Annotated in this window: 21 protein-coding genes and 1 tRNA gene; 10 read left to right on the forward strand and 12 right to left on the reverse strand. The window is 75.3% G+C overall.

From position 1 onward, the window contains the following. Nucleotides 1-89: 89 nt before the first annotated feature. Nucleotides 90-821, forward strand: coding sequence for a maleylpyruvate isomerase family mycothiol-dependent enzyme (locus ACI78U_RS00505; RefSeq protein WP_456873317.1), 732 nt, complete (start codon nucleotides 90-92; stop codon nucleotides 819-821). Between the two features lie 173 nt (nucleotides 822-994). On the opposite strand, the gene ACI78U_RS00510 is transcribed toward ACI78U_RS00505, so the two are convergent. From ACI78U_RS00510 to ACI78U_RS00535, 6 genes are all read right to left on the reverse strand, one after another. Next, on the reverse strand, nucleotides 995-1,381 hold the full coding sequence (locus ACI78U_RS00510) for a VOC family protein (protein ID WP_456873318.1): 387 nt from the start codon (nucleotides 1,379-1,381) through the stop codon (nucleotides 995-997). A 208-nt stretch (nucleotides 1,382-1,589) separates the two neighbouring features. Beyond that, nucleotides 1,590-2,051, reverse strand: a complete 462-nt coding sequence (locus ACI78U_RS00515) for an N-acetyltransferase family protein (protein ID WP_456873319.1) — start codon at nucleotides 2,049-2,051, stop codon at nucleotides 1,590-1,592. A 116-nt stretch (nucleotides 2,052-2,167) separates the two neighbouring features. Next, nucleotides 2,168-2,917, reverse strand: a complete 750-nt coding sequence (locus ACI78U_RS00520; protein ID WP_456873320.1) for an SCO1664 family protein — start codon at nucleotides 2,915-2,917, stop codon at nucleotides 2,168-2,170. Nucleotides 2,918-2,933: 16 nt separating this feature from the next. Beyond that, a complete protein-coding gene (locus tag ACI78U_RS00525; RefSeq protein ID WP_456873321.1) occupies nucleotides 2,934-3,485 on the reverse strand; it encodes a DUF3090 family protein in 552 nt (183 codons plus the stop codon). 35 nt (nucleotides 3,486-3,520) lie between these two features. Then, nucleotides 3,521-4,225, reverse strand: a complete 705-nt coding sequence (locus ACI78U_RS00530; RefSeq protein WP_456873322.1) for a histidine phosphatase family protein — start codon at nucleotides 4,223-4,225, stop codon at nucleotides 3,521-3,523. Between the two features lie 119 nt (nucleotides 4,226-4,344). After that, complete coding sequence (locus ACI78U_RS00535) at nucleotides 4,345-5,178, reverse strand: undecaprenyl-diphosphate phosphatase (protein WP_456873323.1); 834 nt, start codon at nucleotides 5,176-5,178, stop codon at nucleotides 4,345-4,347. A 179-nt stretch (nucleotides 5,179-5,357) separates the two neighbouring features. Between ACI78U_RS00535 and ACI78U_RS00540 the strand changes: the two genes are divergently transcribed. The 3 genes from ACI78U_RS00540 to dapB are packed head-to-tail and all read left to right on the forward strand — an operon-like array spanning nucleotide 5,358 to nucleotide 9,147. Continuing rightward, complete coding sequence (locus ACI78U_RS00540) at nucleotides 5,358-6,338, forward strand: aldo/keto reductase (RefSeq protein ID WP_456873324.1); 981 nt, start codon at nucleotides 5,358-5,360, stop codon at nucleotides 6,336-6,338. Further along, entirely contained in the window at nucleotides 6,335-8,311 is a 1,977-nt protein-coding gene (locus tag ACI78U_RS00545; RefSeq protein WP_456873325.1) for an AAA family ATPase, read from the forward strand. The genes ACI78U_RS00540 and ACI78U_RS00545 overlap by 4 nt, the downstream gene beginning before the upstream one ends. A gap of 38 nt (nucleotides 8,312-8,349) precedes the next feature. Then, a complete protein-coding gene (gene dapB / locus ACI78U_RS00550) occupies nucleotides 8,350-9,147 on the forward strand; it encodes a 4-hydroxy-tetrahydrodipicolinate reductase (RefSeq protein ID WP_456873326.1) in 798 nt (265 codons plus the stop codon). Between the two features lie 13 nt (nucleotides 9,148-9,160). Here dapB and ACI78U_RS00555 read toward each other — a convergent pair whose 3' ends face one another. Both ACI78U_RS00555 and ACI78U_RS00560 read right to left on the reverse strand, forming a co-directional pair. Further along, a complete protein-coding gene (locus ACI78U_RS00555) occupies nucleotides 9,161-9,946 on the reverse strand; it encodes a DUF2470 domain-containing protein (RefSeq protein ID WP_456873327.1) in 786 nt (261 codons plus the stop codon). A 98-nt stretch (nucleotides 9,947-10,044) separates the two neighbouring features. Further along, on the reverse strand, nucleotides 10,045-10,305 hold the full coding sequence (locus ACI78U_RS00560) for a hypothetical protein (RefSeq protein WP_456873328.1): 261 nt from the start codon (nucleotides 10,303-10,305) through the stop codon (nucleotides 10,045-10,047). A gap of 130 nt (nucleotides 10,306-10,435) precedes the next feature. On the opposite strand from ACI78U_RS00560, the gene ACI78U_RS00565 reads away from it, so the two are divergent. After that, nucleotides 10,436-10,639, forward strand: coding sequence for a DUF5703 family protein (locus ACI78U_RS00565; protein ID WP_456873329.1), 204 nt, complete (start codon nucleotides 10,436-10,438; stop codon nucleotides 10,637-10,639). A 6-nt stretch (nucleotides 10,640-10,645) separates the two neighbouring features. Here the strand turns inward: ACI78U_RS00565 and ACI78U_RS00570 are convergent, their stop codons facing one another. From ACI78U_RS00570 to ACI78U_RS00580, 3 genes are all read right to left on the reverse strand, one after another. Next, the gene (locus tag ACI78U_RS00570) at nucleotides 10,646-11,599 is read right to left on the reverse strand and encodes an NADPH:quinone oxidoreductase family protein (protein ID WP_456873330.1); all 954 of its coding nucleotides are present in this window, start codon (nucleotides 11,597-11,599) and stop codon (nucleotides 10,646-10,648) included. A gap of 185 nt (nucleotides 11,600-11,784) precedes the next feature. Then, nucleotides 11,785-12,591 carry an SDR family oxidoreductase gene (locus tag ACI78U_RS00575; protein WP_456873331.1) on the reverse strand — a complete coding sequence of 269 codons (807 nt, stop codon included), beginning with the start codon at nucleotides 12,589-12,591 and terminating at the stop codon, nucleotides 11,785-11,787. A 7-nt stretch (nucleotides 12,592-12,598) separates the two neighbouring features. Continuing rightward, a complete protein-coding gene (locus ACI78U_RS00580; RefSeq protein ID WP_456873332.1) occupies nucleotides 12,599-13,297 on the reverse strand; it encodes an aspartate/glutamate racemase family protein in 699 nt (232 codons plus the stop codon). Here ACI78U_RS00580 and ACI78U_RS00585 point away from each other — a divergent pair. Next, complete coding sequence (locus tag ACI78U_RS00585; RefSeq protein ID WP_456873333.1) at nucleotides 13,296-14,252, forward strand: LysR family transcriptional regulator; 957 nt, start codon at nucleotides 13,296-13,298, stop codon at nucleotides 14,250-14,252. The genes ACI78U_RS00580 and ACI78U_RS00585 overlap by 2 nt on opposite strands. A 7-nt stretch (nucleotides 14,253-14,259) precedes the next feature. On the opposite strand, the gene ACI78U_RS00590 is transcribed toward ACI78U_RS00585, so the two are convergent. Further along, nucleotides 14,260-15,579 (reverse strand): M20/M25/M40 family metallo-hydrolase, encoded by a 1,320-nt coding sequence (locus ACI78U_RS00590; RefSeq protein WP_456873334.1) that lies wholly within the window; start codon nucleotides 15,577-15,579, stop codon nucleotides 14,260-14,262. 93 nt (nucleotides 15,580-15,672) lie between these two features. On the opposite strand from ACI78U_RS00590, the gene ACI78U_RS00595 reads away from it, so the two are divergent. The 4 genes from ACI78U_RS00595 (at nucleotide 15,673) to ACI78U_RS00610 (ending at nucleotide 20,424) form a co-directional block, all read left to right on the forward strand. Next, nucleotides 15,673-15,757: transfer RNA gene (locus ACI78U_RS00595), tRNA-Leu, on the forward strand. Between the two features lie 227 nt (nucleotides 15,758-15,984). Next, on the forward strand, nucleotides 15,985-16,827 hold the full coding sequence (locus tag ACI78U_RS00600; RefSeq protein WP_456873335.1) for a hypothetical protein: 843 nt from the start codon (nucleotides 15,985-15,987) through the stop codon (nucleotides 16,825-16,827). Between the two features lie 61 nt (nucleotides 16,828-16,888). Continuing rightward, on the forward strand, nucleotides 16,889-18,373 hold the full coding sequence (locus ACI78U_RS00605) for a hypothetical protein (RefSeq protein ID WP_456873336.1): 1,485 nt from the start codon (nucleotides 16,889-16,891) through the stop codon (nucleotides 18,371-18,373). A gap of 632 nt (nucleotides 18,374-19,005) precedes the next feature. Next, complete coding sequence (locus tag ACI78U_RS00610) at nucleotides 19,006-20,424, forward strand: hypothetical protein (RefSeq protein ID WP_456873337.1); 1,419 nt, start codon at nucleotides 19,006-19,008, stop codon at nucleotides 20,422-20,424. Nucleotides 20,425-20,433 lie beyond the last annotated feature (9 nt).

Raw genomic sequence — 20,433 nt, forward strand, 5'->3', positions numbered from 1 at the left:
TCCCCCACCAGCGGCGACGGCGGGTGGTGGGACGGGCACCGGCCCGCGGCGCTAGCGTCGCCGGGGCGGGCACGAGGAGGGGGACGGCGATGGACACCCAGGCGATGGACACCGCGGAGTACCTGCCGGCGCTGAGCCGGACCGACGCCCGCTTCGCCGACGCCGCCGCCGAGGCCCTGCTGGCCTCCGGGTGGCGGGCGCCGGTCCCCGGCTGCCCGGACTGGACCCTCGCCGACCTCGTGCGCCACCTCGGCGAGGTACAGCACTTCTGGGCCTGGGTCGTGCGGACCCGCGCCGCGTCGCCGGAGGGCTACGCCGAGCCGCCGCGCCATCCCGACGACGAGCTGCTGGGCTGGTCGATGGCGCAGGCGGCGGAACTGGAGACGGCGCTGGCCGCCGCCGACCCCGCCGAGCGGGTCTGGACGTGGGCGCCCCGGCAGGACGTCGGCTGGGTGCTGCGGCGGCAGGTCCACGAGGCGGTGGTGCACACCGCCGACGTCGAGCAGGTGCTCGGCGACGTCCGGCCGATCCCCGCCGGCCTCGGGCTCGACGGCCTCGACGAGTGGCTGGAGGTCATCGTGCCCGGCGCACTGCCCGACGGGCCGCCGCCCGGCGCGCACCCCGTCGTGCTGCACGCCATCGACGCCGGGGTGGAGCGCACGCTGTTCGCCGGGTCCCGCCCGCGCCCGGTGGCCACGCTGCGCGGCACCGCGGGCGACCTGCTGCTGGCCTGCTGGCGGCGGGTGCCGCTGGAGGTGCTCACCGTCGACGGCGACGGCCTGCAGGCGGCCGCGATGATCGGCCTGGTCGACATGGAGTGACCCGGCCGGCCCCGGGGCGGCTCAGGGCGGGCTTCGGGACCGGGTGAGTCCGGCAGCCCCGGTCAGGCCATGTCTTGCGGTGTTCCCGGCGCTGGTGCGGTGTGGCCGTGCCGCGGGAGCGTGGGGAACACCGCAAGAGGAGGGCCACCCCCGCAGTCACGGTGCTGCCCGCCTCAGGGCCAGGTGACGGCGTGCCGCTCGAAGGCCTCGCCGGTCTGGATGCCGACGACGCAGAACACCAGCCCGGCCGGGTCGGTCATCTGCCAGAACGAGCCCATGTCGGCCTCCCGGCGGGCGCCCAGTGCCTCCAGCCGCGCGACCTCGGCGGGGATGTCGTCGGTCTCGACGTCGACGTGCCAGCGCGGCGGCGTCCCCTCCCCGGTGCGCTGCACCTCGAGGTGGAAGCCGTCGGCGAACGAGCCGAGCGAGTGCCAGCTCGGGTCCTCCATGTCGGGTTCGACGGGGTGGCCGGTGGCCGCCGACCAGAAGTCGAGGCCGGCGGGGTGCACGTCCGGCGGCAGGTCGAGCAGGAGGATCGCGAGGCGGCTGCGGTGCGGCATGCCCCCGGATGCTGCCCGAGCGGGTGCGCCGACGCCGGGTTCCGGGGCGTCGAACGCGGCGTGGGCGCACACACTCCGGCGGAGGGATGTGCCGTTCCGGCGCGCGCCGGACGCCGAGTGCGCCATCCGCGCACACCACCCGAGGCTGTGCGCCGGCGCGTCGTTCCAGCACCCCGAACGGGGCGTGAGCGCACCTGCTCGGCGTCGGTCAGGCCTTCAAGGGGAGGCGGAACAGGACCATGTCGTCGCCGTCGGTGTAGTAGTCCCGGACCCGGGCCTCCTCGCCGTAGCCGCGGCCGGCGTAGAAGGCACGGGTCCGGGCGAACTCCGGCGTCCCCGAGGTCATGACCAGCAGCAGCCTGGCCCCGCGCGGGCGCAGGCCGTCCTCGACCGCTCGCAGCAGGGCCGTGCCCCGGCCGCCGCCCTGGACCTCCCGGGCGACCGCGATCATCGTCAGCTCCCATGCGTCCTCGGTCCCCCGGACCGGCTCGGCGTACGCCACTCCGCGCACTCCCTGCTCGTCGTCCACCAGGCAGAGGGCTCCGTCCGGTCCGCCGGGACCGGTGAGCAGGTCCTCGACGATCCCCACCTCCTCGGGCGGGAAGAGACCGGAGGCGACGGCTACGGCGACGATCCCTGCGGTGTCGGCGACCACTGCGGGGCGGATCACGGCGACGTCCGGAGAGCGTCCACCCCGCCAGCCAACCGGACCGCCGCCGGCCCGTCATCCGGGTTTCGACCGGCCGGCTCCGCTCACCAGGGCGGCGCGGGCGCACCCGCTCGCGGCTAGAACGGCGGCCAGGGCAGCGCGGGCCACTGCCCCGACGGCTCGGGGTGCAGCTTGGTGCGCAGCAGCTCGGCCACCCGCTGCTGGGTGCAGCGGACCTCGCGCCGGGTCAGGTGCTCGTGCAGCGCCTCGCCGAGGTCGCCGCGCAGGTCGTCGGCGAGCCGCTCGAGCACCTCCAGGGCGGCCAGGGGCAGCGGCTTGCCCGCCCAGCGCCACAGCAGGGTGCGCAGCTTCGGGTCGGCCGAGAAGCAGATGCCGTGGTCGACGCCGTACACGTGACCCGACGCCGTCGGGATGATGTGCCCGCCCTTGCGGTCGGCGTTGTTGACCACTGCGTCGAACACCGCCATGCGGCGCAGCCCCGGGTGGTCGGAGCGGACGAAGGCGGCCAGGTCGACGCCGGGGTCGCCGTCGATCCACAGCTGCACCATGCCGGGGCCGAAGGGGCCCTCGCGCAACACGGTGGGCGGCACGATGCCCCACCCGGTGGCCTCGCTGACCAGCGCCGCCGACACCTCCCGCCCGGCGAGGGTGCCGTCGGGGAAGTCCCACAGCGGCCGCTCACCGGCCACCGGCTTGTAGACGCACTCGGCCTCGAGCTCGGCGGTGCGGATGGCGCCGACGAGGGTGACGTTGCTCGCGTCGAGCATCCGCCCCTCGAGGTCGATCTCGCCCGCGAGCAGCAGGGTGCGCGCCTCGGCGTCGGTGTCCGGGGCGCGCAGCTCGCGCGCGGGCCGGCCGCCGGTCACCGCCGCGCTCCGCGGTTCAGCGGCGGTAGCCGTTCTGCCGCGGGCAGACGTGCCCGGTGGGGTCCAGCGGCAGCGAGCACAGCGGGCAGGAGGGGCGGCCGGCGGCGACGACGCGGCGCGCCCGGGCGACGAACGACCGGGCGGCGCCGGGGGTGATGGTCACCCGCAGCGCGTCGGGGCCCTCCTCGGCGTCGGAGAGGATGGTCTCCTCGTCGACCGGCTCGTCGGTGGCCGCCACGGCCTCGACGACGACGGCCTGCGCCTCGCCGTCCCAGGCCAGGCCCATCGCCGCGACGCGGAACTCCTCGTCGACCGGGGCGGTGAGCGGCTCGAGGTCGTCGACGTCGGCGGTCGCGGGGACGGCGGTGCCGGGCCGGGAGGCGATCTCGTCGAGCAGCTCGTCCATGCGCTCGGCGAGCACCTGCACCTGCGACTTCTCCAGCGCGACGCTGATCACGCGGCCGTCGTCGTCGGAGGCCTGCAGGTAGAAGGTGCGATCCCCGGGCTGGCCGACCGTCCCGGCGACGAACCGGGTCGGGCGCTCGAAACGGAAGACCTGGCGCGGCACGTTGCCAGGTTACGCGGGCGGTCCGACGACCGCCGTCACGTCGCGGCCGCGCCGGCGCCGCCGCCGACGACGGCGTCGGAGTCCCTGCCCCGGCGGCGACGGGGCCGCTTCTTCGGCGGCACCAGGGCGGCGACGTCGCCCCCGGTGTCGTTGACCCGCAGGACGAAGGGGCGGGTCTCGGTGTAGCTGACCACCGAGATCGACGCGGGGTCGACCACGATCCGCTGGAAGGCGTCCAGGTGCAGGCCGAGGGCGTCGGCGAGCACGGCCTTGATGACGTCGCCGTGCGAGCAGGCCAGCCAGACCGCGTCGGGGCCCAGCCGGTCGTTCCACTCGCGGACGGCGGCGACCGCGCGGGCCTGGGTCTGCGCCAGCCCCTCGCCCTCGGGCCCGGGGAACACCGCCGCGGACGGGTGCTGCTGCACCACCTTCCACAGCGGCTCCTTGACCAGCTCCTTGAGCGGCCGGCCGGTCCAGTCGCCGTAGCGGGCCTCGCCGAGCCGGTCGTCGGTGCTCAGCTCGAGCCCGCGCCCGTCGAGCACGGCCCCGGCGGTCTGCCGGCAGCGCTCCAGCGGGCTGCTGACGACCGCGGCCAGCGGCACCGGCGCGAGCCGGGCGCCCACCGCGGCCGCCTGCGCCTGCCCGGTCTCGTCGAGCTCGACGCCGGGGCTCCACCCGGCCAGCACACCACCGGCGTTCGCCGTCGTCCGGCCGTGCCGCAGGAGGATGACGGTGGTCACGCGGCCGAGCGTAGGCGGACCTGCGCCGGCGTCCTCCCTCACCGCATGGCGTCCTCCCTCGTGGCCCGCCGTGAGGGAGGACGCCCGACGATCAGGTCACCTGATCCCGGCGGGACGCCTCAGTTGGGCGCGAGGACCCCCGCGCCGACCAGCGCCAGCAGCACCAGGCCGAGCACCACCCGGTAGACGACGAACGGGGTGAACGTGCCGCGGTCGAGGTAGCGCAGCAGCCAGGCGATCACCGACAGGCCCACGCCGAACGCGATCACCGTGGCCAGCAGGGTCGGCCCCCAGGCGACGCTCTCCCCGGCCACGCCGCCCGTGAGCGCCTCGTAGGCCTGGAAGAACCCCGACCCGAGCACCGCCGGGACGGCCAGCAGGAACGAGTAGCGGGCCGCGGCGGCGCGGGTGTAGCCGAGGAACAGGCCCATCGTGATCGTGCCGCCGGAGCGGGACACGCCCGGCACCAGCGCCATCGACTGCGCCAGCCCGAACAGCAGCCCGTCGCGGACGGTGAGCTGCCGCAGCTCGCGGGTCTTGCGGCCCACCCGGTCGGCCCAGTAGAGGACCAGCGAGAAGGCGACCAGCGCGATCGCCACGATCCGCAGGTCGCGGAAGGTGGTCTCGATGTCGTCCTGGAACAGCAGCCCGAGCACCACGATCGGGATGCTGCCGACGATGATCAGCCAGCCCATCCGGGCGTCGGGGTCCGCACGCATCGAGCGGTCGGTGAGCGCCCGCAGCCAGGCGACGACGATGCGCGCGATGTCCCTGCGGAAGTAGAGCAGGACGGCGGCCTCGGTGCCGATCTGCGTGATCGCGGTGAACGCCGCGCCCGGGTCACCCCAGCCCGACGCCTCGCCGACCACCCGCAGGTGCGCGCTGGAGGAGATCGGCAGGAACTCCGTCAGCCCCTGGACCAGCCCCAGGACGACCGCCTCGAACCACCCCATCCCGCTCAGCCCCGGGACCGGGCGGGACGGCGGACAGGACGGTTCGGGACTCGCGACGGCACGGGGGGACAGCGTAGGCCGACCCCCGCGGCGGGCCCGGGCACGACCCGGCGCGGCGCCGTCCACACCCGCCGCGTCCCCCCGGCTCCTGTCGGCCGGCGGCGGTAGGTTGGCCCGTCGTGGAACAACGGGCGCTGGGACGCAGCGGCCTGGTCGTCTCCCGGCTGGCGCTGGGCACCATGACCTGGGGCCGCGACACCGACGAGGACGAGGCGGCGATGCAGCTGACCGCCTTCGTCGACGCCGGCGGCACCCTCGTCGACACCGCCGACGTCTACTGCGACGGCGACAGCGAGCGCACCCTGGGCCGGCTGCTGACCGACGTCGTCCCCCGCTCGGAGGTGCTGCTGGCCACCAAGGCGGTGGGCCGCACCGGGCCCGGGCCGCTGGGCCGCGGCGCCTCCCGCGGGCACCTGCTGGCGGCGCTGGACGGCTCGCTGCGGCGGCTGGGCGTCGAGCACGTCGACCTGTGGCAGCTGCACGCCTGGGACGACCTCACCCCGCTCGAGGAGACCCTCGCCGCCTGCGACGCCGCGGTCGCCTCGGGCCGGGTCCGCTACGTCGGCGTGAGCAACTACACCGGCTGGCAGACCGCGCAGGCGGCCACCTGGCAGCGCGCCTGGCCCGGGCGGGCGCCGCTGGTGAGCACCCAGGTCGAGTACTCGCTGCTGCAGCGCGGCGTCGAGCGGGAGGTCGTGCCCGCCGCCGAGGCGCTCGGGCTGGGCGTGCTGGCCTGGTCGCCGCTGGGCCGGGGGCTGCTCACCGGCAAGTACCGGGCGGCGACGCCGGAGGGCTCGCGCGGCGCCTCGCCGCAGTGGGCCGGGTTCCTCGACGACCTGCGCTCGGCAACCGCCGACCGCATCGTGGAGGCCGTGGTCACCGCCGCCGACGGGCTGGGCACCACCCCGCTCGCGGTGGCGCTGGCCTGGGTGCGCGACCGCCCGGGCGTGGTCGCGCCGGTGGTCGGCGCCCGCACCGCCGCGCAGCTGCAGGAGTCCCTCGACGCGGAGTCGGTGCGGCTGCCCGCGGCGATCCGCACGGCGCTCGAGGACGTCTCGGCGCCGCACTTCTCCTACCCCGACCAGCGGGCGGCCCGGTGACCACTCCCTCGACCAGCACCGCCCCCTCCCCCACCGCGCCCGACCCGGTCTTCGCCGCGTTCTGCGCCGCCGGGCTGTGGCCGAGCCTGGGCAAGCGGGCCGCCGCCGAGCTGCCCGGCGCGGGCATCACCTCGCCCGACGACGTCACCGTCGCCCGGCTGCTCAAGCTCCCCCGGGTGGGCAAGCAGCGCGCCGAGCGGCTGTTCTCCTCGTTCCTGGCGGCCGCGCCCACCTACGGCGTCGTCGAGCTGCTGGTGCGGGCCGGGCTGGAGGCGCGGCTGGCGTCCTCGGCGGCCGACGTCCTCGGCGACGACGCCGCCCGCCGGCTGCGCGACGACCCGTGGTCGCTGCTCGGCCTGCCCGGCGTCACCCTCACCGACGCCGACCGGCTGGCCATCTCGGTGCTGCGCGGGGCCGACCGGCAGGACTCCCGCCGCGGCCGCGCGATCGTCGTCATGACGCTGCGCACCGCCACCCGCGACGGGCACACCGTGCTGCCGGCCGACCTGGTGGTGGCGGCGCTGCGCGCCGAGGGCATCGCCGACCCCGCGGCGGCGGTCGTGGCGGCGGTCGAGTCCGGCGACGTGCTCGACCACGAGCCGCCCGAGCCGGAGTGGGACGAGGACTCCGACACCGAGCCGCCCGAGCCCGACCCGGCGCTGCGGACGCTGTCGCTGGCCCGCTACGGCATGGCCGAGGAGGCCGTGGCCGAGAACGTCGCCCGGCTGGCCGCCACCGCCGAGCGGATCGCCGACCCCGCCGCCGTCCGGTCGGTGGCCAAGGGCCTCGACGAGGCGCAGAAGCAGGCGGTCGCGCAGGTGCTCGGCGCCGGCGTCTCCCTCCTCACCGGCGGGCCCGGCACCGGCAAGAGCCGCACAGTGGCCGCCGTCGTCCGGCTGCTGCGGACCAAGGGCACCGAGGTGGCGCTGGCCGCGCCCACCGGCCGGGCCGCCAAGCGGCTGGAGGAGCTCACCGACCACCCGGCGGTGACGGTGCACCGGCTGCTGGGCGCCCAGGGGTTCGGCGGCGGGTTCGCCCGCAACGAGGAGTGGCCGCTCGACGCCGACGTCGTCGTGGTGGACGAGGCCTCGATGCTCGACGTCGAGCTGACCGCGGCGCTGCTGGAGGCCTGCCCCGACGGCACCCACCTGCTGCTGGTCGGCGACCCCGCGCAGCTGCCCTCGATCGGCCCCGGTCACGTGCTCGGCGACCTCATCGACTCCGGCGTGGTCCCGGTGACCGAGCTGACCACGCTCTACCGGCAGGCCGAGGGCGGCGCGATCGCCCGGCTCGCGTCGGCGGTGCGCACCGGCGAGTTGCCGCCGGTCGACTCCCCCGACCGGGAGGTCGTCGTCGTGCCCGCCACCGGCAGCGGCGAGGCCGCCCGGCGGGTGGTGCAGCTGGTCACCGACTCGATCCCGCGGGCGCTGCGGATCGACCCGCGCAACGTGCAGGTGGTGACGCCGGTGCACCGCGGCCCGGCCGGCACGATCGAGCTCAACAAGGCGCTCAAGGACCGGCTGAACCCCGGCGAGGGCACGGTGTTCGGCTTCGACGTCGGCGACCGGGTGGTGGCCACGGCCAACCACCTCGACCTCGAGCCGATCGGGTTCGCCAACGGCGAGGTCGGCGTGGTGACCGCCACCGGCGAGGGCTCGCTGACCGTCGACTTCTCCTCCGGCCCGGTGACCGTGCCCGGCGACGCGCTGCCCGACCTCAAGCACGGCTGGGCGATCACCGTGCACCGGGCGCAGGGGTCGGAGTGGCCCGGCGTCGTCGTGGTGCTGCCGCCGGAGGCCGGCGGGATGCTGTCGCGGCCGCTGGTCTACACCGCGCTCACCCGGGCGCAGCAGCACCTGTCGATCGTGCACGCCTCGGGTGCGGCGCTGGCGCGGGCGGTGCGGGAGGTCGACGTCCGCCCGCGGCGCACCCGCCTGGCCGGGCTCCTCCGCGAGAACCTGTCCCCGGCGTAGGCGGCGTCCTCCGATCCGGCGCGCAATAGGGTCGGGCCGTGATCCGGGTCTGCTTCGCCGGCGTGACCGGCTGGACCGCGCCGCCGATCCTGGCGGCCATCGACGCCGCCGACGACCTGGTCCTCACCGCGGGGGTGTCCCGGTCGGCCGCCGGCCAGGAGCTGTCGGCGGTCACGGCGTCGCGCAGCGAGGGCCGGGTCTCCGCCTCGGTCGCCGACGCACTCGCGTCCGCCGAGGTCGACGTGCTGGTCGACTACACCAGCGCGACAGCGGTCGAGGAGAACGTGTGGACCGCCGTGCGGGCCGGTGTGCACACCGTCGTCGGCTCCAGCGGGCTGACCGACGACGACTACGCCCGGCTCGACCGGCTCGCCCGGGACCGGGGCGTCGGGGTGGTCGCCGCGGGCAACTTCTCCGTCCAGGCCGCCGTGCTGCAGCGGGCCGCCACGCTGGCCGCCGCGCACGTCGAGCGCTGGGAGATCGTCGACTACGCGAGTGCCGGCAAGCCCGACGTGCCCAGCGGCACCGCCCGCCAGCTCGCCGAGGCCCTCGGCGCGGTGCGCACGCCGGCCCCGGCGGTCCCGCTGGCGGAGCTGCACGGCCCGGTCGAGGCGCGCGGCGCGGAGGTGGCCGGCAGCCGGGTGCACTCGGTCCGGCTGCCGAGCTTCGTGGTCAGCACCGAGGTCGTGTTCGGCGGCACCGGCGAGCGGCTGGTCCTCCGGCACGACGCCGGGGAGACCCCGGATCCCTACGTCGCCGGCACCCTGCTGGCCATCCGGCGGGTGGCCGAGGAGCCCGGCGTGCGCCGCGGCCTGGACACCCTGCTGTTCGACTGAGTCGTCGTCGGGATCAGTCGCGGCGGGCGAGTCCGGCGCGCAGGGCGCAGAGCAGCCGGGACGTCGCCGCGTCGACCTGGCCCGCGCAGGTGAGCGGGCGCGGGAAGGGCACCCGGACGTCGCGGTGCCCGCCGGCGCCCTCGACGCGCAGCCGGTAGCCGAACCGGTCGAGGCCCAGCGGCCGCAGCGTCTCCCCCGCCGTCACCGGCACCCGGCTGCGCGCGACCGCGCTGCCCAGCAGGGCCAGCACCTCGGGGTGGTCGCGGTCGAGGTGGCGCAGCAGCCGTTCCTCGATGCCGGCCAGCGGGTCGGGGCGCGCGGCGGCGTAGTCGGCCGGCGAGACCTCCGCGCAGCCGGGGCCCTCGCGCAGCACGACCTCGGCGAGGTCGAGCCGCAGCAGGGTCGCCGCCCCGCCGACGTCGAGCAGCGCCTCCTCGGGGCGGACCTCGGCGAAGGCGACGGCGGCCGCGCGCCGGTCGGCCTCGGGCACCGGGGTCAGCCAGCCCGACAGCCACAGCGTGGCGCGCACCGGGTCGCGCAGCGCCACCGGCGCCCGGTCGCTGACCATGAGCAGCGCGCTCACGTCCCGGTCGGGCGCGCGGTCGAGGGCCGCGGCCACTCCCCCGTCGCCGGGCACCAGCACCAGCACCTGGCCCGCGGCGGTGGTGGCGTGTGCCAGCGGGCGGCTCGGGTCGCGGCCGGGGAGGCAGAGCGCGGCCGCGGCACGGGTGGCCACGGTGCGCGCGCGCTCGGGAGCGGCGGCGACGGACGGCGCCTGCGGACCGTTGCAGGTGGTCATGGCTCCCCCTGGGCATCGAGTTAGGGAAGCCTAACCACATCGGCGGACCCGTGGTAGCCGCGCCCCCCGATCGGGCGGCGAGCCTGCGCCGGACGTCGTCAGAGGGCGCGGTCGTCCTCGTCGTAGGGCACGTCGGCCTCCTGCTCGAGGACGTCGGCCTCGTTGGCGTCGACGTCGCCGACCGACCGCGGCGCGCCCGCCGTCCCCGGCGCGGCGGCCAGCTGCTGCTCGAGGGCGTCGGCCTCGGGGACGCCGTCGCCGATGGGGTCGGCGTCCCCGGCGAGCTCGGGAGCGACCGGCTCGAGCAGCGCCTCCTGCTCCGCGCGGTCGGCGTCGCTCGCGGTACCGGGATCGGTCACGGGTCCTCCTCGTGCTGCGGACGGTGCTCGGGTGAGGCGCTGCCCATCCTGCCGCCGGGGGCTCCCGGGGGCAGACCGGGAGGCGGCGCACACATGACCGGCAGGTGTCGTGCGTGGCAACATCGGTCGGGTGAGCGCGGCCGACGACTGGGAGTACGCGCCGCTGCGGATCCCGCCGGGCACGTCCCGTTCCGCAGCGGCGACCATGCTGAGCCTGCAGGTGGACGTCGGCGGCTGGGAGCTCGCCCGTCTGCAACTGCACGCCGACGGCACCCGCAGGGCGATCCTGCGACGCCGGGCGCGGCTGTCCTACCTGCCGATGCCGGTCACCTAGCCGGACTCAGGGGACGAGCACGACCTTCCCGACCGTGCCGCGGTCGGCGAGGGCCGCGAGCGCCTGGGGCGCCTGGTCGAGCGGCAGCACCTGGCCGATGAGCGGGTCGATCGCGCCGGCCTCGACCAGCCGGACCAGTGCCTCGTGGGTCTGGCCGATCACTGCGGGGTCCTTCTTCTTGTACAGGCCCCAGTGCAGGCCGACGACGCTGTAGTTCTTGACCAGCGCGTGGTTGGCCGGCGCCTCGGGGATGCGGCCGCTGGTGAAGCCGACGACGACCAGCCGGCCCTCGAAGGCGATGCACCTGCGGCTCTTGTCGAACACGTCACCGCCGACCGGGTCGTAGACGACGTCGGCTCCCTCGCCGGCGGTGATCTCCTTGACGACCGGGACGAAGTCCTCGGCGGTGTAGTCGATCACGTGGTCGGCGCCGAGCTCGCGGCACACCTCGACCTTGTGCGGGCCGCCCGCGGTGGCGATCACCTTCGCGCCCGCGGCCTTGCCCAGCTGGATCGCCGCCGACCCGACGCCGCCGGCGCCGGCGTGCACCAGCAGCCACTCCCCCGCCTGCAGGTTCGCGCGGCGGTGCAGGCCGACGTGCCCGGTCTGGTAGGTGAGGTAGAGCGCGCCGGCCTTCTCGTCGCTCATCGAGTCCGGCACCGGCCAGGCGTCGTCGGCGTTCATCAGAGCGTACTCCGCGAAGGCGCCGGGCCCGCCCGCCGGGCTGCCGATCACCCGCCGGCCGTCCTCGGTCTCGCCGCACAGCTCCACGCCGGGCGTGTAGGGCAGCGGCGGGCGCTCCTGGTACATGCCGGCGGCCATCAGGACGTCGGGGAAGTTCAGCGCCGCCGCCCGCACCTTGACCAGCAGCTGACCCTCGCCCGGAGTGGGCCGGTCGACGTCCTCCAGCCGGAGCACCTTCGAGGGGTCGCCGAGCTCGTGTACCCGCCATGCACGCATGCGCCCGACCCTGCCAGACGCCCGGTGACCGCCGTCACCGGGCCCTGGGCGGCTCCGCCGGGATCAGGGTCCCTGATCATCGGGCGTCCTCCCTCACGGTGGGCCACGAGGGAGGACGCCCTGCGATGAGGGAGGACGCCCCGCGGTGAGGGAGGACGCCCCGCGGTGAGGGCGGCACGACCGCGTCAGAGCATCGACGGCGGCCGCAGCGCCTCGGGGACGACGGCGGTCTCACCGGTCGCCGTCTTGGCGCTGGGGACACCCTTGAACCGGTAGGGCACGGTGCCGACGCCGGGCTGGATGACGTACGCCGCGCCCGGCTCCCCCGACTCCCAGGCCCGGACCATCGCGTCGGCGACCTCGGCGGCGGGGATGACCGGGAAGCCGGCGGCCTCGAACTCGTGCCGGATGCGGTCGATGATCGCGGTGTCGGCGAACCCGGGGCAGATCGCGGAGATGGTGATGCCCTCGCGGGCCAGCCGCGGCGCCATCGACCGGACGAAGGCGATCGCGCCGCTCTTGGCGACGCTGTAGCCGGGGTCGCTGGGCATCGGCGAGAGGCCGGCCAGGGACGCGGTCACCACGATCGCCCCGCCGCCGGCCCGCCGGATCGCCGGGCGGGCGGCCACCGCGCCGTAGACGACGCCGAACAGGTCGATGTCGACGACCCGCATGAACTCGTCGAGGTCGAGCGCGTCGTCGCTCTTGGCGGCGGAGATGCCGGCGTTGAGGTAGGCGGCGTCGAGCCGGCCGTGCTCGGCCTCCACCCGCGCGACGACGGCCTCGTTGGCCGCGCGGTCGGTGACGTCGAGGGCGGCGAAGGGGCAGCCGAGCTCCTCGGCGACCGACCGGTTGCGCTCGGTGTCGAGGTCGGCGAGGACGGCGGTGACGTCCCGCTCGCGCAGCGCGGTGGCGAGGGCCCGGCCGAAGCCGCCGGTCCCTCCGGTGATCAGCGCGACGGAGCCGGGACCGGGAGGCGTGGGTGAGGTCACCCGGGCATCACACCACGGCCGCCGACGGCGCCAGCGCGGCGTCGACGGCGGCGGTGGCGTGCAGCCGGGCGGAGGGCAGCAGCGGCACCGGGGAGTCCTCGGGCTCGAGCAGCAGCTCCAGCTCGGTGCAGCACAGCGCGACCGCGTCGACCCCGCGCGCGGCCAGTCGGGCGACGACGCCGCGCAGCTCCGCCCGGGTCGCGTCGGAGAGCACGCCCCGGCACAGCTCGCCGAAGATCGCGTCGTCCACCCGGTCGACGTCGTCGTCCGGCGGTACGAGCACCGTCAGGCCGGCGGCGGCGAGCCGCTCCCGGTAGAACGGCTCGCGCACGGTGCCGGCCGCCCCGAGGAGGCCGACCACCGGGCCGGGCGCCGCGGCGGCCACCGCGTCGGCGATGTGCAGGAACGGCACGGTCAGGCCGGTCTCCAGCGTGGGGGCGACCTTGTGCATGTAGTTGGTGCACAGCAGCACGAGCTCGGCTCCGGCCGACTCCAGCGACCTCGCCTCCGCCAGCAGCAGCGCGGCGGCGTCGTCCCAGCGGTCCTCGACCTGGCACGCCCGGACCGCCCGGAAGTCCAGGCTGCGGACGAGCAGCGAGGCGCTGGCCAGGCCGCCCTCCCGCTCGCGCACCAACTCGTTGGCGACCCGGTAGTACAGCGCGGTCGACTCCCAGCTCATCCCGCCGAGCAGCCCGATGGTCCTCATGGCGGTCAGCCTGGCGGCGCACGAGCCTGCCGACCAGATCGAGAGGTCGACCGTCGGACCCAAGCACTGCTTTGATGTCGCCGTGGACCCCCGCCGGCTGCTCGTCTTCCGCGAGGTGGCCCGGGCCGGCTCGCTGGCCGGCGCCGCGCGGACGCTCGGTTGGACCCAGCCGGCGGTCAGCCAGCAGGTGCGGCGGCTGGAGGCCGAGACCGGCACGCCGCTGGTGGTGCGCGAGGGCCGCGGCGTCGCGCTCACCGAGGCCGGCCGGGTGCTGCTGCGGCACGCCGAGGGGGTCGCCGACCGGCTGGCGGCGGCCGAGCAGGACCTCGCGGCGCTGACCGGGCTCGCCGCCGGCGTCGTCCGGCTGGCCGCGTTCCCGACCGCCGCCGCCGTGCTGGTGCCCCCGGCGCTGGCCGACCTGCGCCGCCGCGCGCCCCGCCTGCGGGTGCACTTCGCCGAGCTGGAACCGCCGGAGGCCGAGGCGGCGGTGCGCGAGGGCGCGGCCGACCTCGCCGTCGTCTTCCGCCACGACGAGGACGACGACCCCGTCCCAGGCGACCTGCTGCGTGAGCCGCTGCACCGGCACGCGGTGCAGGCGGTCGTGCCCGCCGGCGCGCCGGCACCCGGCCGGCTGGCCGACCTGCGCGACGAGCCGTGGATCGCCGGGTGCGACCGGTGCCGGCAGCACCTGCTGCGCTGCGCGCGGCGGGCCGGCTTCACCCCGGACGTCCGGTTCGCCACCGATGACCACGTCGTCGTCCAGCGGCTGGTCGCCCGCGGCCTCGGCGTGGCGCTGCTGCCGGCCTGGGCACTGGCGGTCAGCACCCAGCCGGGCGTGACCGCCGTCGCGCTGGCCGACGTCGACGACCGGCTGGTGGAGACGCTGGTCCGGCCCGACGCCCGGCGGGTGCCGGCCGTCGCCGCGGCCCTCGAGGCGCTCCGGGCCGCCTGCTGAGGCGCCCTCAGACCGACCGGAGGAACCGGTCGAGCACCCGGACGCCGAAATGCAGTGACTCCACCGGCACCCGCTCGTCGATGCCGTGGAACAGCGAGGCGAAGTCGAGGTCGGCGGGCAGCCGCAGGGGCGAGAAGCCGAAGCAGCGGATGCCCAGCCGCTCGAAGCTCTTGGCGTCGGTGCCGCCGCTCATGGTGAACGGCACCGGCCGGGCGCCGTCGTCCTCGCTCCTCAGGGCGGCGACCATCGCGTCGACCAGCGGGCCGTCGAAGGTGGTCTCCACGGCCTGGTCGTGGACGATCCACTCGCGCTGGATGCCCTCGCCGATCAGCGAGGCCAGCTGCCGCTCGAACTCCTCCGACTGCCCGTGCAGGAAACGGCCGTCGACGGTGGCGCTGGCCGTTCCCGGGATGACGTTGGTCTTGTAGCCGGCGTCGAGCATGGTCGGGTTGGCGGTGTTGCGCAGCGCCGCGCCGATCATGCGGCTGATGCTGCCGAGGCGAGCGAGGGCCTCCTCGGGCTGGTCGGGGTCGATCTCGATGCCGTAGGCCTCCTCGACGGCGGCGAGGAACTGCCGCATCGGCGGGGTGAGCACGGTCGGCAGCCGGGTCGAGCCCAGCCGCGCGACGGCCTGGCACAGCCGGGTGACGGCGTTGTCGTCGTGGACGAACGAGCCGTGGCCGGGCTTGCCGCCGGCGGTCAGCCGCATCCAGGCGAGGCCCTTCTCCGCCGTCTGGACGAGGTAGAGCCGCAGGTCGTCGCGGACGGTGATGCTGAACCCGCCGACCTCGCTGATCGCCTCGCTGCAGTCGGCGAACAGGTCGGGGTGCTCGTCGACCAACCAGCGGGCGCCGAGGGTGCCGCCGGCCTCCTCGTCGGCGACGAAGGCGAGGACGACGTCGCGCGGCGGCCGGACGCCGGTGCGGGCCCACTCGCGCACCAGCGCCAGGACCATGGCGTCCATGTCCTTCATGTCGACCGCGCCGCGCCCCCAGACGTAGCCGTCGCGCTCCTCGCCGGAGAAGGGGTGCACGCTCCACTCGGCCGGGTCGGCGGGGACGACGTCGAGGTGCCCGTGGATCAGCAGGGGTGGCCGCGAGCGGTCGGTGCCCTCGATGCGGGCGACCAGGCTGGCCCGCCCCGGCTCGGACTCCAGGATCTGCGAGCCGATGCCGACCTCGTCGAGCTTGCCGGCCACCCACTCGGCGGCCACCCGCTCGCCGGCGCCGGTGGCGGTGTCACCGGTGTTGGTGGTGTCGATCCGGATGAGCTCGCTGAGCAGTTCGGCGACCTCGGCCTGGGCCTGGACGGGACCTTCGCTCTCCACCCGGCGAGCGTAGGGCCGGACGGCGTCCGCGCGACCCGGCGCCGGACCCTGCTCCGGAGAGCGCCTTCGGGTTGGTATCGTGGTCCCGCACTCGTCCGGGTGGCGGAATGGCAGACGCGCTAGCTTGAGGTGCTAGTGCCCTTTATCGGGCGTGGGGGTTCAAGTCCCCCCTCGGACACTTCGGAGTGGGACACCCCCCACCTTCCAGGCCTGCACCAGGCCCTCACTGAGTCACCAGCGGCCACGGTCCCGGTCTCCCCGGAAACGGCAACCATCCGGCTGGCCACGCCGGATGCCTCATCCGGCGACCCCTCACACGGGGGCCTCGGCGGTGCCGACGCCGCGGCGCTGCAGCGGCTGCTGTCGGCGACTGCCCTTTCCCGGCCGGTCCACACGGAACGGCCCATGCCGAACGCCGCTCCCCCACGCCACCCCGCCGCCCGCTGCCGCACCGCCGAGTCACCGGCCGCCGCGGCTCCCCGCCCGACCACACGTCCCGGCGGCGGAGACGCCGCCACGACCGCGCCCGCGTCCTCCTCCCCCACGCCCTCTCCCACGTCGTCTTCCGCCACGCTCACCGGTGTCCCGGCCTCCTGGACCGGTCTCAGTGCGCTGCTGACCGGCGCCGGCGAGCGGGCCCCGGCCGACGCGCTCACCCTCGCCTCCCTCGCCTCCGGCGCCGGTGGAACCGGCACCCGCGGGCGGGTGGACCTCTCAGGCATCTGGGCGCTGCCGGCCGACATGGCCGACGCCCGCAGCCACAGCCTCCTGCGCACCCTCGACGACAAGGGCCGCCTGCAGCTGCCCGTCGACGCCGAGGCGGCCAGCAAGCTGCCCGCCGAGCGCGACGGCGCGCTGGTGACCGTGTTCCTCCCCGGCAGCCCCGACACACCGCGGCCCAACTTCGCGATCGCCGCCCTGCCGCTGGACGGCCGCGGCCGGCTCACCGTGACCGCCGGCGTCCGCCGCCAGGCCGGCATCCCCGACGCCGCGGACGTGTTCGCCGTCGTCGACCCCGACCGGCGCACCGTCACCCTCACCGCAGCCAGCCGTCTCACCGCCGGCATCGCCGGCCTGCTCGGCGCCCTCCGCCGCCCCGCCCCCGGACCCGACGCCTCGGCGCCGGCCGAGCACGGTGCTGCGCCGGTGCCGACCGGGACCGACGACCCCGCCACCGCACTCACCGCCGCATCCACCGCTGAGCCCGCCGCAGGGCTCTCCGGCGGGCGACTGCGCATCGTCGGCTGACCCGCACCGTGCCCGGTGCCCGCGGCACGACCGGTGCCGCCGCAACCCACGGAGAAGACCGATGACCAGCACCACCGCGCAGTTCGACGGCGACCAGCACCACCGCCCCAGCGGCGACCAGCCCGACGACACGCACACCCCCAACCGCGCCACCCGGCGCGAGGCCGAGCGGGAGACCAGACGCGCCACCAAGCACCGCGACAAGGCCCACAAGAAGGCCGGCAAGAACGGCGGCGCGGGGCTCGACGAGACGGCCGCCACCCGCGAGTCGATGCGCACCAGCCTCATCGCCCAGGGCTTCGACCCGCTCGTCGTCGAGGCCATGCTCCCGCCGGTGCAGGCGCCGAAGGAGGCCTACCGGATCCGGCAGGCGGTCGCCGACGCGCTCACCGCCATGCGCCAGGACCTGCCCCGCAGCGAGAAGACCTGGGCTCCCTACCTGCAGCTGCTCGTCGACGGCCTGCCCGACATGTGCCCCTGCCCGTGTCCGGCCTGCGCGACCGGCCCCTGCCCGTGCCCCGGCGGCGGCGACGGACACGCCGACACCTGCGCGATGCCGGCCGACGAGCTCCACATCGACTGCGCGCGGCGCTACACCGGCGTGCCGGACCTCCCGGTCAAGAAGGTCGCCCGCAGCACGCTGGCCGAGGCGGCCTGGTGGGTCGAGCGGCGCGGGCTCAAGCGCACCGTCGCCCGCAACGCCAAGCGGGAGCAGCAGGGCCGACCGCTACTGGGTAGCGACGGGCGCGGCGCCCGCGAGCAGTTCCTGCAGGCCTCCCGGTGGATGTTCAGCTGGCTCGGCGACGAGGAGAAGGTCAAGATCAACCCGGCCAAGAAGATCAAGCTGCCGACGCGGCAGGAGGCCGGCGCCCGCTCGCTCACCGACGAGGAGTTCGTCGAGGTGTACGGCGTCGCGGTCAGCACCGGGCAGGACCCCAACCTCGACGGCCTCATCCTGCGGCACCTCCTCATCCAGGCGGTGCGCCGGGGTGCGCTGCTGGAGACCACCTGCGGCGGCCTCGACGTGGAGCGCTGCCGGATCCGCTACTGGGACCCCAAGAAGAAGACCTGGCGGTACCGGCCCACCACCGCCACCCACATGGCCGACCTGCTCACCCACGCCCTCACCCGCGGACCGCGCGTCGCCGCGCCGCCGGACGCCACCGCCGACGAGCGCCGGCACGGCATCCCCGCCCTGACGGACACCTCGCCGGTCTTCTACGGCCACCCGGTCGACACCTTCGACGCCGAGGGCAACTTCGTCTCCCGGGAGGTCCGCCCCATCAGCCGCAAGCGCATCGAGTCGCTGTTCGCCCGTATCCGGCGCCACCTGCCCTGGACCGAGCGCATCGAGCTCCGCTGCCACGACATCAGGCACACCAGCGGTCGCATGGTGTTCAAGGCGGCCGACCAGCAGGCCGCCAAGCTGCACCTGGCTCACGACGGGGGCAGCACCACCGACCACTACCTCAAGGAGCGGCTCGACGAGCTCGCCAAGCTCAAGCAGCAGCTCTTCGAGCCGCGGCAGGACGAGGACCAGCCCTAGCCCGCCACCTTCTCCGCAGGCCCACTGGGACGCCCGGTGGGCCTGCGGCATCTCCGGGCTCAGCGTCGGCTGGACTGGGTCAGGCCGCCGCCCCGATCGCGTCCGGACCTCAGCGCCGCGGTCGGCTGCCGGGCGGCTGCCACGCGACGCCGTGCCGTCCCTCGACGAAGGCCATGCTCGCTACAGCGTCCGCAGCTGGGCGTCCGTCAGTGCCTACGGGCTCGGCGGGCGGCCTCGGCTGCCGGGAGGTCCAGGGGATCTTCCCAGGACGGAGTGGGCAAGGGGGGAGTTGGCGGTGCGTGACTGGGTGATTCCCCAGCGGAGCCGTCGGCGACCGCTGTCGCAGGTGCCGGCCCGCCGATGAAGCCGCAACCTGCGCTTTCGTCATCCACGCCAGGCTCGCTTGTGATCATGGAGGGAGGCTACGTCCGGTGTCGGACAGTGCACGCTCGCGGCCGACGTGCAGACATCTGCCCTGCGAAGTCCAGCCGGAGCGTCCCTGGAAGGACACGCGCGCCCGAAGCGCTACTGGCGGCCCATCTGAGGCGGCTCCCCTCACCGGGTGCACTGGCGCACGGCCCTGATCCCGGCGGACGGCGGGTAGCTGTAGGGCCATGAGGGAGGATGCCCACGTGGACCCCCGCGACCTCCGGCTGCCCGACCGGTTCGAGAAGCTCCGCAACTCGAATGCTCGACAACTCCAGGTCATCATCACGCCGGTCGAGGACGCGCTGTCGCTACTCGACGACCGCTTCCTCGACCTGCGCGCCGCCGGCCGCGGTGGGTTCATGGTGTTGCGCGGGGCCTCCGGGGCGGGCAAGTCGACGTTCTTGAACACCGTGGGGCTGTTCCGCGAGGGCGTGTCCACCCTGCGGATCGCGCGCGGCATGAACATCGCTGCCGAACTGGCCAAGCTCGGCATCACGCGCACACCGCGCATCGTCGTGCTGGAGGGACGCGAAGCCCTGGGGCAGGTCTCCCGGCCAGAGCTCGAGGCAGCCATGCACGAGGTCAACCAGTTCGTCAGGACGGACGCCGGTGAGCAGACGCTCATCGTGTGGCCCACGAACACCGATGACCTGAGCGAGATCCTCGTGGAGCTGGCTCGGGACCTGGGGAACGAGACGCTCATCGACCCCGACGCGCCCGTCACCTACTTCTCCGGTCCGCCCAAGACCGACTTCGTCCAGATCGCGGAGAGGACGGTGGCCGCCCTCAACGACGGCGTCTCCCTCGCGGGTCTCGGCGTGTCCGACAGCCAGGCTGCGGACCTGGTGGCGACCGCGGAGACCATCGGCACCTACCTCGGCCAGATCCGGCGGGCGGCCGTGAGAGCGGGCGACAAGGTGAAGGGGCTCCTGGTCAAGGAACGCTTCCGGATGTGGACCGTCGTCATCGCGGGCACCGACGTGGAGGGCGACGTCGCCGCGCTCACCCGTGGAGGGCAGGCCTTCGCCGACGTGGACCGGCTGATGAGCGCGACCGAGGCGAACGTCGTCAAGGAGCTCAAGTCGCAGCCCGACGAAATCGGCATCCTCGGGACCGTTCTCGACGCCCGCATCCTCCATCTCGACATGTTCTGCGTGCTGGCGGTCGCCCGGACCTTCGGCTCCGAGGCCCTCCACGCGGAGATGAAGAAGCGCGCGATGCAGACGAACCCCGACGCGTCGGCGCATGAGCGGCTGATGGCCAGTGAGCTCGGCGTCATCTTGGGGGGCTCGCAGCTCGGCACCCGCCGGCGGGGCCAGAAGCCGGGTGACAACACGAAGGACGCGTTCAACAAGCTGACCCAGATTGCGCGGCAGAACGACGGCCTGCTCAACGACGCCATCGCGAGGGGACTGACCGCGTGTGGACTCGTCTCCGACCCCGAGACCGAGAAGTCGCTGGGCACCGCCCTCGACTACAAGAGCGACATCTTCTGCTCGCACGCGGGTGCGCCGCTGCGGCTGGAGATGATGTGGCGGGCGAGGACGAGTCGTGCGGAGATCGCGAACTACGTGCTCGGCAAGCTGAAGAACTACGGCAAGGCGATCGGCCTGCTGAAGTAGATGCTGCGG

It is taken from the genome of Geodermatophilus sp. SYSU D00710, assembly GCF_054050195.1.

Excerpts from the sequence above, each read along its gene's own strand:
- ACI78U_RS00505 (WP_456873317.1), top strand. The coding sequence starts at position 90 with ATGGACACCCAGGCGATGGACACCGCGGAGTACCTGCCGGCGCTGAGC.
- ACI78U_RS00510 (WP_456873318.1), bottom strand. The coding sequence starts at position 1,381 with ATGCCGCACCGCAGCCGCCTCGCGATCCTCCTGCTCGACCTGCCGCCG.
- ACI78U_RS00535 (WP_456873323.1), bottom strand. The coding sequence starts at position 5,178 with ATGGGGTGGTTCGAGGCGGTCGTCCTGGGGCTGGTCCAGGGGCTGACG.
- ACI78U_RS00555 (WP_456873327.1), bottom strand. The coding sequence starts at position 9,946 with ATGACCACCTGCAACGGTCCGCAGGCGCCGTCCGTCGCCGCCGCTCCC.
- ACI78U_RS00570 (WP_456873330.1), bottom strand. The coding sequence starts at position 11,599 with ATGCGTGCATGGCGGGTACACGAGCTCGGCGACCCCTCGAAGGTGCTC.
- ACI78U_RS00585 (WP_456873333.1), top strand. The coding sequence starts at position 13,296 with ATGGCGGTCAGCCTGGCGGCGCACGAGCCTGCCGACCAGATCGAGAGG.
- ACI78U_RS00580 (WP_456873332.1), bottom strand. The coding sequence starts at position 13,297 with ATGAGGACCATCGGGCTGCTCGGCGGGATGAGCTGGGAGTCGACCGCG.
- ACI78U_RS00600 (WP_456873335.1), top strand. The coding sequence starts at position 15,985 with ATGCCGAACGCCGCTCCCCCACGCCACCCCGCCGCCCGCTGCCGCACC.
- ACI78U_RS00605 (WP_456873336.1), top strand. The coding sequence starts at position 16,889 with ATGACCAGCACCACCGCGCAGTTCGACGGCGACCAGCACCACCGCCCC.